Annotated in this window: 11 protein-coding genes; 2 read left to right on the top strand and 9 right to left on the bottom strand. The window is 41.0% G+C overall.

The window, feature by feature from the left end; all coding sequences use genetic code 11:
• Positions 1-11: 11 nt before the first annotated feature.
• From ACLBWE_RS10160 to ACLBWE_RS10125, 8 genes are all read right to left on the bottom strand, one after another.
• Positions 12-1,514, bottom strand: a complete 1,503-nt coding sequence (locus ACLBWE_RS10160; RefSeq protein ID WP_004640865.1) for a UvrD-helicase domain-containing protein — start codon at positions 1,512-1,514, stop codon at positions 12-14.
• Positions 1,515-1,523: 9 nt separating this feature from the next.
• A complete protein-coding gene (gene hisIE / locus ACLBWE_RS10155) occupies positions 1,524-2,297 on the bottom strand; it encodes a bifunctional phosphoribosyl-AMP cyclohydrolase/phosphoribosyl-ATP diphosphatase HisIE (RefSeq protein WP_005037164.1) in 774 nt (257 codons plus the stop codon).
• Between the two features lie 162 nt (positions 2,298-2,459).
• Positions 2,460-2,858 carry a VOC family protein gene (locus ACLBWE_RS10150; RefSeq protein WP_005037163.1) on the bottom strand — a complete coding sequence of 133 codons (399 nt, stop codon included), beginning with the start codon at positions 2,856-2,858 and terminating at the stop codon, positions 2,460-2,462.
• Positions 2,859-2,884: 26 nt separating this feature from the next.
• Positions 2,885-4,198 (bottom strand): FAD-dependent oxidoreductase, encoded by a 1,314-nt coding sequence (locus ACLBWE_RS10145; protein ID WP_447602647.1) that lies wholly within the window; start codon positions 4,196-4,198, stop codon positions 2,885-2,887.
• 125 nt (positions 4,199-4,323) lie between these two features.
• Positions 4,324-5,943, bottom strand: a complete 1,620-nt coding sequence (locus ACLBWE_RS10140; protein WP_447602645.1) for an ABC1 kinase family protein — start codon at positions 5,941-5,943, stop codon at positions 4,324-4,326.
• Between the two features lie 12 nt (positions 5,944-5,955).
• On the bottom strand, positions 5,956-6,624 hold the full coding sequence (locus ACLBWE_RS10135) for a ubiquinone biosynthesis accessory factor UbiJ (RefSeq protein ID WP_198496449.1): 669 nt from the start codon (positions 6,622-6,624) through the stop codon (positions 5,956-5,958).
• Positions 6,625-6,635: 11 nt separating this feature from the next.
• Positions 6,636-7,583, bottom strand: coding sequence for a bifunctional demethylmenaquinone methyltransferase/2-methoxy-6-polyprenyl-1,4-benzoquinol methylase UbiE (gene ubiE, locus ACLBWE_RS10130; protein ID WP_004640878.1), 948 nt, complete (start codon positions 7,581-7,583; stop codon positions 6,636-6,638).
• 147 nt (positions 7,584-7,730) lie between these two features.
• Positions 7,731-8,438, bottom strand: a complete 708-nt coding sequence (locus tag ACLBWE_RS10125; RefSeq protein WP_005045076.1) for an FFLEELY motif protein — start codon at positions 8,436-8,438, stop codon at positions 7,731-7,733.
• 209 nt (positions 8,439-8,647) lie between these two features.
• Here ACLBWE_RS10125 and pap point away from each other — a divergent pair, with 209 nt between their 5' ends.
• Positions 8,648-10,066 (top strand): polyphosphate:AMP phosphotransferase, encoded by a 1,419-nt coding sequence (gene pap / locus ACLBWE_RS10120; protein WP_347019000.1) that lies wholly within the window; start codon positions 8,648-8,650, stop codon positions 10,064-10,066.
• A 22-nt stretch (positions 10,067-10,088) separates the two neighbouring features.
• Here the strand turns inward: pap and ACLBWE_RS10115 are convergent, their stop codons facing one another.
• The gene (locus tag ACLBWE_RS10115) at positions 10,089-10,595 is read right to left on the bottom strand and encodes a hypothetical protein (protein WP_447602641.1); all 507 of its coding nucleotides are present in this window, start codon (positions 10,593-10,595) and stop codon (positions 10,089-10,091) included.
• A 167-nt stretch (positions 10,596-10,762) separates the two neighbouring features.
• Here ACLBWE_RS10115 and ACLBWE_RS10110 point away from each other — a divergent pair, with 167 nt between their 5' ends.
• Positions 10,763-14,398, top strand: a complete 3,636-nt coding sequence (locus ACLBWE_RS10110; protein WP_447602639.1) for an exodeoxyribonuclease V subunit gamma — start codon at positions 10,763-10,765, stop codon at positions 14,396-14,398.
• Positions 14,399-14,400 lie beyond the last annotated feature (2 nt).

The raw sequence follows: 14,400 nt of genomic DNA, 5'->3' as shown, positions 1-14,400 counted from the left end.
GTATGAGCGCTTCAACCAACCGATTGACGAAGACTTAAAGGCGCCCTTAGTTTTAATTGTTGTATCAGATCATAAAGATGATGGATATTTAGACTTACTTTAGCACGAGTACAAGCAACGTAAAGTAATCTTAACTCCTCATCTGTAATCTTGTGTTCTAAGCCATTAATTTTAAATTGATAGTCATCTTCAATATGAACACGGTTCCATTCTAACCCTTTAGCTTTGTGGGCTGTAGAGATGACATAATCAGCTTGCTCAATGGGTGTAATCTTTGCAAGTGCTTTCTTTAATGGGTCAGTCCCGTGATCATCAACCAATTTAACCAAAGGTTTAATGTCACTACCTTCATTGGTTTCACAGTATTCATGAACATCATGCCATGAATTGAACCATGCTAACTCAGGAACATCGGTGACACGTTTGCCTTGTTTCAAGAGGCTTGCAGCATCTACAAAACGGTTTAGTTTTTGATGGTCTGCTTGCAAACTTACCTTATCGCCATGAACTAAACCTGCCAACAAAAGTTCCATTGCACGGGCATTAGTGCGGCATAAAATTGCGTCACGCATTTTAGTGTGAGGTTTATTAACTACACTTGATTTTTGGTTCGGATTGCCAAGTAGAGGAACAGTCTCATTTAAGCCGCCCAGCAACGCATTGGCAACGTCAGCAATCGTTTCACCAAAACGAAAAGACGTGGTTAGACGAGATTCAGGTAATGGTAATTGCTGCATAGCATTAATCGCACCACGCCATGCATAAATTTGTTGATGAGCATCACCAACATAAATGACCTGCGTATTTTTTTGTCGAAGCAAAATACCCAGCATTAAAGGGTCGGCATCTTGTGCTTCATCAAATAACACATAATCACTAGGAATGTTCGGTTCAGATAATGCCCAAAGTTTAAGGTAAATATCATGGCCAATTCCGGCTTGATGATTCGGGTCAATCGACTCTAGCCAACGACGTTCCACAGCAGGATAAAGATGCTTTTGTAATTCGATAATATCATCTGGATGTAACCAATTCGGTGCTTGAATATGGCGAGGTGCAGGGTATTGAGAACTCGTTGAACAGAAGTAACCCACCGCATTTGCGACAAGACTTGCTAGTCGGCTTGGCATCAAGACATATTTCTCGTAACGCCCACCCATCATTCGTCGTAAAGTAATCGGCTCTAGTCGATATTCTTTAGCAATAAAACTTGGACTTAAGCGCGGTAGACGTAATTTGTCAGTTACACCACGGGGCACACTACGAAAGGCAAGTGAGTGAAAAGTACGGCAGTCGACATTACGATGAAATTTGTTTTGGGCTTCACCAGCAATCGCTTTGTTAAATGCCAAATACATACCGCGCCGCTCAGGCATGGCATCGCTAATCATTTGTAAAGTAGTAGTTTTACCTGTACCAGCATAGGCAATCACTTTAAATGATTGCCCAAGACGGGCGTTGTCTATGGCAATCGCTTGCTCATAGGTAGCTTTAGGTTTTTCAATATTCGACACTGAGTGATTTTATACCTTGTTGCGGTTAGCTTTTTCAACTAAACCAGATAAACCCTGACGACGAGCTAATTCGTCAATAATAAGTTGTGGATTAAGATCAAAATAACCCAACATGACGATAGTATGGAACCACAAATCGGCTGTTTCATAAACGAGATCGTTTAAGTGAGCTTCTGAATCTTGAACTGCAAAATCTTTAGCAGCAATAATGGTTTCTACACTTTCTTCGCCGACTTTTTCTAAAATTTTATTGATGCCTTTTTTATAGAGGCTGGCAACATAAGAGGTATCTGCTTCAGCTTGCTTACGCTCTTGCATCAATTGACCTAAATGAGCAAGTACATCAACTTGTTCAGTGGTATGGGCATGATCGTGAGCTTCTGTTTTAGCATTTTCACCGTAAATTGCAGTAGGGTCTTTTAACTGTGCATCGACAATTTCCCAACCTTGTGGGGTAAGTTTACGGTAGAAACAAGACTCACGACCTGTATGACATGCAATACCGCCGTGCTGTTCAATTTGTAACACAATGACATCGGCATCGCAGTCCAGACGAATTTCATAAACTGTTTGGAAATGGCCTGATTCTTCACCCTTGTGCCAGAGTTTTTGGCGAGAGCGAGAGAAGTAAACAGCCTGATTTTTTTCCGCTGTTAGAGCGAGTGCCTCACGGTTCATCCACGCCACCATCAAAATGCGTCCGGTTTGATGATGTTGAGCAATGGCAGGGATAAGACCTTGTTCGTTAAATTTTACTTCATCGAGCCATTGCGTGTTATTCATGAGGAATCACCAAAGAAATATGAACTATAAATTGATTTAAGTCAGATGCTAAAAAATAGCTTGTATAGTGTACGGCATGAACGTCACTTTGCGGAAAAATTCTTTACGCTTTTTCTCTGTGTCAGGCTAACAAACAGCTTGCTCTCATTACTTGTCAGTACGTTATTTAGATATTTCTGAAGTGAGAATATTGGAAATCTCAATCAAATTTTGATCTGGATCACGTATATAAACTGAGAGAATAGGGTGCATTGCACCAGTACGTTCAACGGGGCCTTCTTCAATTTGAATATTTAACTGATTAAGGTGTCCAACCACTTCTGAAATGGGAGTATCTGAAATAAAACACAGGTCGGCAGATCCAGGAGTCGGTTGTAATGCCTTAGGTTCAAATTCTTTGCCTAGTTGATGCAAATTAATTTTTTGATGCCCAAACTTTAAGGCTTTTCTATCACCTTTAAACGTAATGACCTCAAACCCTAATACTGTTTGATAGAAATTACAGGTGTTTTCAATATCTGCAACGGTTAAAACGAGATGATCAAGGTGGCTGATTTTCATATATAACTCGCTATTCTTTTGTGAGATTAATAGTCGGGAAGAGATTCACTTTTTGAATTAAGTACATTTTCTTTTTCGCAATATTGAGCAATTTTCTGATAATCAAGTTGTTGAAATGGACCTGTTTTTAAGCCAGAAACTGTGATTGCCATTTCTTTTCGAAAATAAGGGATCTGATACATCCAAGGGAAAACGAGATCTCTTAAACCTCCCGCCCACCAATGGTCAGATTGATAAAGTGGTGTTAATAAGCGACTGAGGAATTGATAAAACTGGGTGGAAGAGCGGCGATGTTGATGATAGTGCTGCCAGAGGAGTGACCAGTCAATATTTTGGTTCTTTTGGGCAAGTTGCAATGATTGAGAAAAAGCCCAAGCATCCAGTAAAGCCATATTTGCGCCTTGTCCCAGTTGAGGGCTCATAGCATGAGCAGCATCACCAATAACACCAATTCGGCCTTGCCCAAATTGAGTCATCACGACATCACGGTATTGGGCAGATAGCCATTTAGGTTGAATTTGATTGTTGTACAAAATTTGTTTTAACCATTCTGCTACATCAGGCCAGCGCTCTGAAACTTGGTTTAACCAAGCCTGTTTTGACTGCTCGTCTTTCAAAAATGTAGGTAATTGTGCAGTAGGTAGGCTCCAAAATACACTCGCAAGTCGTTGCTCGGGTGCAGAAGGGATTGCCCCTGTAGGTAAAATCCCCATCATGATTTTGGAGCGATCATAAAATTGATGCAGAATTTGGGGATTCAGTGCTAAACATTCAGGCACGATACTCCAAGCAGCACCCCATGGATAAGCTTGATCGACCTTTACCCATGCTTTTGGTCGCAATTGACTACGAGCGCCATTGGCAATTAAGACCGCATCAAAGCAATCATCAAACTTTTGGTTGTGATTAAAGCCAAAGACCCGAATTTCATTAGGGTGTTCTTCAAGTCTTTCAATTGTGTGGCTCATACGCCAAGTAATGTGACTTGAATATTGAGAAAGTTTTTGAGTAAGAACGTGACATAAAGTAGAACGGTGAATACCTAAACCATAAAGATTTGTTGACGCTTCATGATAGTGACTATTTACTAAAAGGCGTTTATCAGGAAGTTGCCCTTCTAAACCTGTGACTTTTGCACCTAGTGTTAAGGCTTCATCAAGTACACCAAGATGCTCAAATACGGCTAACCCTGCAGGTTGTAGTAAAAGACCTGCACCTACCGGAGATAATTCATCAACTTGTTCAAAAATAGTCACATTATTGCCTTCGCGGGCGAGCAAAATGGCAGTTGCTAAACCTGCTGTACCAGCACCGATAATGGCAAAATGAGGTGTTTTCATTGTTTATTCTTTTGAAGTATTTATAGGTTCAATTTAACAATGAACTTATCACTGATCTAGAAAAATTTTTTAAAATTAAATTATTGTCATAGAAAAATCCCTTGCGATTGCAAGGGATTTAGAATTTATTTCAATATACGCCAAAGCGCTAATAAGCTACTCAGCACAATCAAAATAACCGAAACGAACCACGGACTAATAATCGCGATGGTTAGTAAAATCAGCATAGTACTGCCGAACATCCAACTGCGGCGTTGTTGATGTTCCATTTGCAAACGAAGTTGTTGAATCTCACGTAACTGACGGTCTTGCCAAGCAGACTGATTTTTTAAACCATTTAAACTATCAACAATTAAGCTTGGGAAATCTTGAGCACCTAAAAGCAGGTCAGGTAGTTGCTGCCCTAACTCTTTTATATTTTTGACTGGGTTCATGTTGGCTTTGACCCATTCAGTCAAAATTGGTTTTGCCAATTTCCAGATGTCGAGCTGCGGATAAAGATCGGTCCCTAGGCCTTCAACATGCACTAAAGTCTTTAGCAACAACATGAGTTGCGGTGGAATCTCTAAATGGAAGCGACGGGCAATATCCATCACTTGAATTAAGATGCCAGCAAAATCAAGTTGATCCATTGGTTTAGACACCATTGGACCAACGGTGCGACGCATTTCACGCGATAGCGCATCTTGGTCTGTACCCGGTGGAATCCAGCCAGCTTGGTGCACAATTTGAATGAGCTGCATAAAGTTGCTGTTCATTACAGCAAGCAACATGCGGGCAATCGTCATCTGGTCATGCTTAGATAACTCACCCATAATCGCACAGTCCAACGCAATAAAGCGTGGATTGCTTGGGTTAATTGTTTCTACAAAGACATTGCCGGGGTGCATATCGGCATGGAAAAAGTTATCGCGGAATACTTGCGTGAAGAAAATGGTTAATCCTTTTTCTGCAAGTTGTGCGCGGTCCATGCCTAGACGGTCAAAAGTCGCCGTATCTGAAATAGGAACACCTGTAATCCGCTCTGCCACCATGACATCTTTGGTGTCCATGTAGACTTCAGGCACATACATCATGGTTGAGCCAGTAAAATAATGGCGCATACGACGGGTGTTATCTGCCTCAATACTCAAGTCCAGCTCATTCAAAATGATCTGGCGATAGTCTTGAATAATTTCGCTTAAATGCAACGCACGCGCAGCTTCAAGGCGGCTTTCTAGCGTATTGCCTAACCATGCCAAAATCTCAAAGTCTTGCAAAATTTGGTTGCGAATGTCTGGGCGAGTCACCTTAATAACGACTTCACGACCATCGTGCAAAGCAGCAGTATGAACTTGTGCAATTGACGCAGCAGCTAATGGCTGGTCATCAAAGCGAGCAAACAAGGTATTTACGTCAGCTTTTAACGAATCTTGAATACGTTGTTTGGCAACATTGCTATCAAAAGGTTTTACCTGATCTTGAAGTAAGACCAATTGAGCGAGTATTTCAGGTGGAATCAAATCACGTCGGGTTGACAGTAATTGCCCAAGCTTAATTGCAAGCGGCCCCATCTCTTCCAAAGCTTCTTTGAGCTTTAAAGGATTTTTACGTTCACGACTAGACCATGCGGCTGGGTGCATTTTAATAACACTTAATGCACGTTGAGCTTTAACTGGTAATTCATCCGCAGGGAACAACGTATCGAGTCTATAGTGCGCTGCAATACGCCAAAGTTCGAGTAAACGTGAAACGTGCGGAATCATATACAGTCTTACCTAGTCTTGAGAGGGTTGTAGTTGTGCGTTGAGTTGCTGCAATCTTGCTTCTAGACGGTCAATGTCTTGATTAAGCTTGCGCGTTGCTTGGCTTAAATCGTCCATTTCCCAGCGAGGGGCAAATAGACCGCTATCTTCTTTTAAGGCATCTTCAGCAAAAAACAGATGACTTTGAAGAGAGCGTTTTAAATGTTTTGGTGCAAGCTGAATCTTGCCAATTTCGTGGGCAAGTTGAGGACCAACCCATCTTGATAAGTGCGCAGCTAAATCTGGTTCAGCTTGTTGCATGATTTTTTGAATATCCTGTAACAGGTGATAATCACCTTGCAATGGGATATTGCCAATCTGATCTGGATCGCTGACCAATAGTTTGATCAGCTCAATGACATCTTTAACATGCAAAGTTGCTGTAGCTTCAGAAATTTTGAATTGCTCATCAAAAGGGCGTTGTTCAAAAATAGAAGGCTTTTCACTATGCCCTGTTGCAGTAGGTTCAAGACGTACTTTTTCTTGGTCAAAGAAGACATCGACAGAAAGTTGCGGACTGTCGATTACGACACGCAACATTTTGCCCTGTAACTGATTAAGCTGAATGCGTGTAACCGCATCCAGATCGATCAGATGATGAATGATACGTTCGACTGCACCGAGTGCCAGAATCGACCACATATCGTTAACCCTTACAGTTTGAAGCCACGGTGAACGGCAACGATACCAGCAGTAAGGTTGTGATAGTCACAGTTCTGGAAGCCAGCATTTTCCATCATACCTTTTAAGGTGCGTTGGTCTGGATGCATACGAATTGATTCAGCCAAATACTTATAACTTTCTGAATCATTGGCAACTAATTTACCCATAATCGGTAAAGCAGTGAATGAGTAGAGGTCATAAAGTTTTGAGAATGGCTCAAATACAGGCTTAGAAAACTCAAGAATAAGTAAACGACCACCTGGCTTTAACACACGGAACATAGAAGCAAGTGCTGCATCTTTATCTGTCACGTTACGTAAGCCAAAACTAATGGTGAGTAGATCAAAGCTATTATCTGCAAAAGGCTCTAAAGTTTCTGCATTGGCAAGTACGAAGTCGACATTGGTACAGCCTGCATCAATCAAACGGTCACGGCCTACGTTGAGCATTGACTCATTGATATCTGAAAGAACGACATGGCCTTGAGGACCAACTTCGCGGCTGAATACTTTCGCTAAATCGCCTGTACCGCCAGCAATGTCCAACACATGTTGACCACGGCGTACCCCTGACATGTTAATTGCAAAGCGTTTCCAAAGGCGGTGAATACCAAATGACATCAAGTCATTCATCAAGTCATATTTGCTTGCAACCGAATGGAAAACTTCTGCAACTTTTTGAGCTTTATCTTCAGTTTTAACAGTCGAGAAACCAAAGTGTGTGGTTTCTCCCACGTTGCCAGTATTGCCAGCACCACGTGGTAAATTGTATTTCGGTACAGAACCGTTAACTGGTGTATCAGTTAAGGTTTGTTGTAAAGTTTGTTGTTGCCCTTGAGGGGTACCTTGCGGTAAAGGTGAGCTTAGGAATGGGCTAACTTTGTCTGAACTTTGTGCCTGCTCAGTTGGAGATGTTGGCTTTTGGTTTTCGTTAGACATATTGTCTCTCCTAGACTCAAACTCAAGTGAAACGGAATAAGTTCTGCATGATGACAGATTTTGTCTATTTTTACAGGCATCATCATGCAAATATAATGAATAAAATCTCAACTTCGTAAGGTTGATTTTTTCTCTGTGCCGACCTTATCACACTCTAAACGGATTCGGATGCCCTGAATGTACATTTTCAATAATCTGGCGTTCTTTTTCCGTAAAAGTCTTGATAAACGTCTCGGCTGATTTTAACGGTTTCATCGCAGTAAAACCATCTTGGATAAAATCATACATCAACTCGAAGTGATATTTTTGGGCAATGCCTTTACACATTTTAAAAGCCGTAAACATCATAAATGAGCGCATGTATTTATCGAGTGCTGTACCTAAATCATCAAGAAGAGCAAGTTGCTGATAACGAGCTTCTGCCTGATCAAGCTTGGTTAAGGTTAAGCGCATGATTTCATCGGTTAATACCGTGTCAGCCGGATAATCCTCAAGAAGCTGTATCGCCACTTGTTCATCAAGCTGAGTGGCAAGCACAGCTAAACTTACCGATTTAGTTCCAGTTTTAATCGCATTCTCAGGCAATACTTTTTCGGCTTTATGTGCATATTTCAATAGACGTTCAATTTGTGCTGCAAGGGCATCAAACTCTGGACCACCATATAAACGATTTAAAAAATACTCTGCCATCAGTTTATGTTCAGGCAAGTTGAAAAATTCATGATGTGTATCTTTCATCCGCTCTTTTAGCCATGTTTGTACATCTTGCAAACGTTGGGCAAGCACCGGATTGTCATGATAATTAAATGTTTTATATTGTTGTAAAAGTTCATCAAAAGCAGCGAGTTTAGACATGTAAGACTCTAATATTGGGCTATTTACAAAAAATCATAAGAGGCATTGTAACCTTGTACTATGGCGAGAAGATGTAAAAAAAATGATTCATGCGTCAATTTTTATCGGGGATTTTGTCGCAATGACATAATTTGTATAGCAATTCATCATTTAACCGCATAAGTTAAAGATCATCGAAATTAAACAATAAATGATTAGAGCTGTGGACTATGAGTGAACAACAACCAAAATTTGAAGTTCGAGATGAAGAACAGCTTTCGGTCGATTTGATTGAAGCACAATATGCTCTAAAAGAAAGTCGAGGGAAGCCGAATGCTAAAAGTACACTCATTTTAATGAGTGGTATTGAACTGGCTGGGAAAGGGGAAGCGGTTAAGCAGCTTCGTGAGTGGTTAGACCCTAGATATTTACGAGTAAAAGCAGATGCACCACGTGTGCTGACAGATACAGAAGCATTTTGGCAATCTTATTCGGAGTTTATCCCTACCGAAGGTCAAATTGTGGTCATGTTTGGCAATTGGTATAGCGATTTGCTTGTTACGGCAACTCATGTGTCTGAACCTTTAGATGAGGCGCGATTTGATGCTTACGTTGAAAGTATGCGAGCATTCGAACAAGATTTGAAAAATAATTATGTCGATGTCGTTAAAGTCTGGTTCGACCTTTCATGGAAATCACTGCAAAAACGTTTAGACAAAATTGATCCGTCAGAGCAGCACTGGCATAAGCTCCACGGCCTAGACTGGCGTAATAAAAAACAATATGACACTTTGCAAAAGTTACGCCGTCGTTTTACCGACGATTGGTACATTATTGATGGCGAAGATGAAACACAACGCGATCAGTTTTTTGCTCAATACCTTTTGCAACACATGCGTCAACTTCCTGACCATGAAACTGAAGTTAAAGGAAAATGGCAACAAGCTAAAATTCCAGAGAGTTTATTAAAACCTTCTAATGAGCCACTTGAAAAAGCTGAATATAAAAAAGAGCTCGATAAACTCAGCAAAAAAATTGCTGATGCAATGCGTTTCGATAAACGCAATGTCGTGATTGCTTTTGAGGGGATGGATGCCGCTGGTAAAGGTGGTGCAATTAAGCGAATTGTTAAAAACCTAGATCCGCGTGAATATGATATTCACTGTATTGGAGCACCTGAACGGTACGAGGCACGTCATCCTTATTTATGGCGTTTCTGGAACCGTATTAATGAGGCTGAAAAAATCACGATCTTTGATCGGACGTGGTATGGGCGGGTACTCGTTGAACGTGTCGAAGGTTTTGCTTCGCCTTTAGAGTGGCAGCGTGCTTATGACGAAATTAATCGTTTTGAAAAAGATTTATTTGATAGTCAAACAATTGTGGTAAAGATTTGGCTAGCGATTAGTAAAGATGAACAAGAGCAGCGTTTTAAAGCCAGAGAAGAGACACCCCATAAACGCTTTAAAATTACAGCAGAGGATTGGCGTAATCGTGATAAGTGGGACGATTATTTAAAAGCGGCAGCAGATATGTTTGAGCGAACCAGTACTGAATACGCACCTTGGTATATTGTTGCAACTGATGATAAATATACTGCACGTCTAGAAGTATTAAAGGCAGTTTTAAAACAGCTGAGAGCAGATTAAGCTCTCAGCCATAAGGTATCTACTAACTTACAATAGTGGTACGGCTTTTTTGCTGAATACGTTTTGCAAGATTGTAACTGTCATTCAGGTGAGTTTCTGCTATTTTTTTCATCATGAAATAGCCTAAACTTGCTGCTACAATTTGTCCGCCTAGCGGTATAAATTTAGTCACCTGTTTCGTTACGATTTTGCCCAAAAAACCATTAAATGTTTTTTTAACAGTAGTACGTGCCACTACAAAACCTGAAAATTCAAAACCGCGTTTACGTAATTCATCCCAATGAATAGTTTTAGTTTTTGGGTCGTAAACACTCACGTGCTCATGTGCTAAGCCAAAACGGGAATTGATATCTGGAATAAGGTACGACAAAATTCCCAAATCTATCACCACGTCTAAAAACGGAATGGGTACAATTGCCGCTCCTGCTGAGACGTAAGCTCTTTTTTTGATGAGGTGATGACACTCATCGCGAATTTGTTCCAGATTTAGGCTAGGATCAATATAGTCAGGAATGTTATCAATTTTCATAATGTCTACCTGTGTAAGTTTCTTGATGGCGTCATTCAAACCAAGCGTAAGTGACACCTAAAGTTAAATTATGCTGTTTAAACCAACGTGACATAGTCAGATTCAGTTGTATAGTAATGAATGTTTATGATTTTGTGCATAAATTATGCAAGCAGGATATGAAATAAATGGGGATTCATGTTATTCAAAGCCAACGTATTGATGTGTTGTTACAAGGTGTATTAGCGTCTACATCGCAAACTTCAACGCATCCTTTACAGGTTTTGAAAACACAGCATTTTGTTGTTCCAAGTCCTGCGGTTGAGCAGTGGCTGATACAGAAACTTGCAGAACAGCAAGGCATGAGTGCCAATTACCAGTTTCATCAACGGGTACGAGGTTTCCAGTGGTATGCCTACCAGCAAGTTTTAACTGCCCATAAAGAACAGGTCCGTAAAGCGAACATCCCACGTTTAATTTTTAAATGGCGGGTTCATCAGGCTTTGTATGAATTTATACAACCTGATGCAATTAGCATAGATACCTCACATCCTCTCCATTCTATTGTTCAGCGCATTTATGACAGCGCAGATCGACTCGAACAAGGCATAGATAAACAATTTAAAAAACAAAAAATGCTGTATTGGGTCGCTGAGCAGGTTGCCGATCTATTTAGTAACTACATGATTTATCGTGGACAGTGTCAGCGTGGTTGTGAAAATAGTTGTACGTGTCCAGAGAACTGGTTGGCTGCTTGGGGGCAAGGGCGAGCGCTCGATATTGAAAAATATATTGTGCAAAAAGACGAAGAGGTTACTGCTTTTGCATTGCATCAAACTCAAGAGCTAGAACGTTGGCAGCGGTGGCTGTGGCAGCAACATTTTCATGATGACTTTTTGCAGATGCAGCAAATTGATGCGTTGTTTTGGCAAGAGATCGAACATTCAGATCGCAGTAAATGGGCTATTTCAAGATTACCTCATCAGGTGGTGATCTTTACATTATTGGATTTACCGCCAAGCCAGTTACAGTTCTTGCGCCGTTTAGGGCAATATATTGATGTGCTAATTTTGCACTATAACCCTTCGCAAGAATATTGGGCAGATAGCGTCGATCCACTGTGGAAACAGCGTTATGACTTAGGAGTGAAAGAGCGCTTTATTGCGAAAAACCCTAAGGCAACGGATGCTGAAATTAGCGATTTCTTTAATAAATTTACACTCAACTTTAATGCTGAAGCACGTGAGTCCAGACATCCACTTTTAACAAGATTGGGTAAACAAGCCCGCGACCACTTTTCGCTATTATCAAATTTATCTACGGGTGAAGAGGGTAAATGGGTTGATGCTTTTGTGGATGATTTCCCTGAAAGTTTACTCGGTAAAGTTCAGTCCGATATTTTGCATTTGGTGGAACCCCAAGCTAAGCAATATGAGCTTGCCCCAGACGATGACTCTATTCAGATTCACGTTTGCCATTCTACTTTACGTCAGCTTGAAGTACTAAAAGAGCAATTGATTGGTTGGTTGGCCAAAGCACATGAGCAGCTGCGTCGCCCAAATGATATTTTAGTTTTAGTTCCTAATTTGACCGACATAGAGCCTTTAATTCGGAGTGTATTTCCTGCAACTGCCACTGAGCAGGGTGTGCATTTGCCAGTGAAAATTGCAGGAGTTGCATCACTTGATGCATTAAATGCTTGGCGTGCCGTGATTGGGCGTATTCAGCTGATGCAAGGGCGTTTTAGCTTTGATGATTTTGCTGACTGGTTAAGCTTGCATGCGACTCAGCAACGATACGAACTTGAATATGTTCAGGTTGAGCGAATTTTAAATTTACTTGCCGATGCAGGGTTTAAACGAGGACTTGATGCAGAGCATCTCAAGCGCAGTTTGTGTGAGGGTGATGACGATTATCGATATAGTTTTAAATTTACTTTAGAGCGATTGGCTCTTGGCATTGCTGTGCCTGTACATGAAACATTTAATCAGGTGCTAAGTTATGCAAAAGTTCAACCAGGTGATTTTGAGTTGATTGGTACACTCATCCAGATTTATCAAGATTTGAATGAGCGCCGTGATTGGTTAACCCTACATGAACAGGGGCAAGTTTATACGGTTGAATATTGGCTCCAAGTACTGGGTAAAGATATTGTCGAATTTGAGCAGGTGGGTGTTGCTGCTTTAAAAGCTGTTCGGGAAATTGTCAAAAAACAAGAGCGAATGTTGACGCTCGCAAGTTATTACGCCGAGACAGAAACAGGAACTTTGCGCAAAATTACGTTGCCCCTACCTTATATTATTGAAGAAATTCAACGGACCTTAGAAAGCCAAAGTGCACAAGCGGAACCGACTGGGCAGATTACCTTTGCCCAAATTGGACATATTCGGCCGCTCCCTTATCGCTTAATGGTCATGTTAAATCTTGATGCAGGGCAATTCCCAAACCGTGATACACACGTTCCATTTGATTTAATGGATGCATTGCGTCAGCAGTTAGGAGACCGCTCTCGTCTTGAAGATGATCAGGGTGCTTTTTTAGATGCATTATTATTAGCCCAAGAAAATTTATGGTTGTTTTATAACGGGTTTGATGTGAACGATGGAGAGGTGAGAGAACCTTCCAGTATTCTTCAAGAGTTCCGTGAACACCTTGCCTTGATTGTAAAAGCCGAAGACGATGTACCTGAAAATGTAGTTGTTGAAGGGATTGAGATTCCACCACAATTAAAGCAGCTTTATCACCTCCATCATTTACAGCCTTTTGATCCGAAAGGTTTTACTGTAGAAAAAAGCGGTGTTCGTTACCAAGATCATTGGTTTAAGGTCGCTTCACAAATTCAGAAAGTCTCAGGAAATCGTCAACCTTGGGCGAATACCACCTATCCGCTGCAAGCGCCTGACATGTTGGTTTTAGATAGCCAGCAATGGATACAGGATGTGACGTTCCCCGCACGACTATATTTGAAAACCTTGGGTGTCGAAAACTTAGGAAGTGTTGGACTGCTCGACCAAAATGAACCTTTGTTACTAGATGGTTTAGGGCGTTATGCAATTCGACATTTTTTACAGCAATCAGATCAACAAGCACAACCTGAGGTATTACTTGATCAATTGCCTGTAGGTAAAGTCAAATACAGCGCATGGCAACAAGGTGTTTTTGAACAAGAATGCTTACTTGAACGCCTCCATCAATACGCGCCAGAAGTCACACAAACGACCCAGCGAGTTTGGCGAATTGCCAAACAGCTTCATATGAATATTACTGTTCCAAAGTCTGAAACTCGGGATTGGGTCAGTATGGAACCTTCAAGCGCCCGAGCAAAAAGACGCGCGAAAGTCTGGTTGGAACACTTACTTTGGTTAGCCTATTTGAATGAGGGAAGTGCAGGAGCTGAAAAACGCCGTATTGTGGTTTTTAGCGATCAAACCGTGATTTGTAGTGGAGTGAGTTCTGAACAGGCTCGGCAATATTTACAACCATGGTTTAAAATCTGGCGTTACGCACAACAACAACCACTAGTTTTGCCAGCAGCCTTATTATTAAAACCGCTAGAAAAAGCCAAAGCATATCAGTGGGAAACGGCAGATCAGGTAGGAAAAGCAAAACTGGATGAGAAGAGCTATGCTGAGCTGTTAAAATACTGGAATGAAACAGGGTCATTTACCACAATGGATATGACTCAAAATGAAGCTTGCAAGTTGCATAAAGACTGGAGCTTTATTTTACAAGAACAAGATGCACAAGCTTTGCTTCAACATGCTTGTGATGAATTTGCGTATGATCTGTACCATCCAGTTTTTCAATTTCAACATTCGGAGTAAGA

Source organism: Acinetobacter sp. M5A5_2a (assembly GCF_053345265.1).
The sequence above is the reverse complement of the archived record's forward strand: the minus strand, read 5'-3'. Positions and strand labels throughout refer to the sequence as shown.

Bases quoted from the DNA above. Each gene is read 5' to 3' on its own strand.
- ACLBWE_RS10110 (WP_447602639.1), top strand. From the start codon at position 10,763: ATGGGGATTCATGTTATTCAAAGCCAACGTATTGATGTGTTGTTACAA.
- ubiE (WP_004640878.1), bottom strand. From the start codon at position 7,583: ATGTCTAACGAAAACCAAAAGCCAACATCTCCAACTGAGCAGGCACAA.
- ACLBWE_RS10125 (WP_005045076.1), bottom strand. From the start codon at position 8,438: ATGTCTAAACTCGCTGCTTTTGATGAACTTTTACAACAATATAAAACA.
- ACLBWE_RS10145 (WP_447602647.1), bottom strand. From the start codon at position 4,198: ATGAAAACACCTCATTTTGCCATTATCGGTGCTGGTACAGCAGGTTTA.
- ACLBWE_RS10140 (WP_447602645.1), bottom strand. From the start codon at position 5,943: ATGATTCCGCACGTTTCACGTTTACTCGAACTTTGGCGTATTGCAGCG.
- hisIE (WP_005037164.1), bottom strand. From the start codon at position 2,297: ATGAATAACACGCAATGGCTCGATGAAGTAAAATTTAACGAACAAGGT.
- pap (WP_347019000.1), top strand. From the start codon at position 8,648: ATGAGTGAACAACAACCAAAATTTGAAGTTCGAGATGAAGAACAGCTT.
- ACLBWE_RS10135 (WP_198496449.1), bottom strand. From the start codon at position 6,624: ATGTGGTCGATTCTGGCACTCGGTGCAGTCGAACGTATCATTCATCAT.
- ACLBWE_RS10115 (WP_447602641.1), bottom strand. From the start codon at position 10,595: ATGAAAATTGATAACATTCCTGACTATATTGATCCTAGCCTAAATCTG.
- ACLBWE_RS10150 (WP_005037163.1), bottom strand. From the start codon at position 2,858: ATGAAAATCAGCCACCTTGATCATCTCGTTTTAACCGTTGCAGATATT.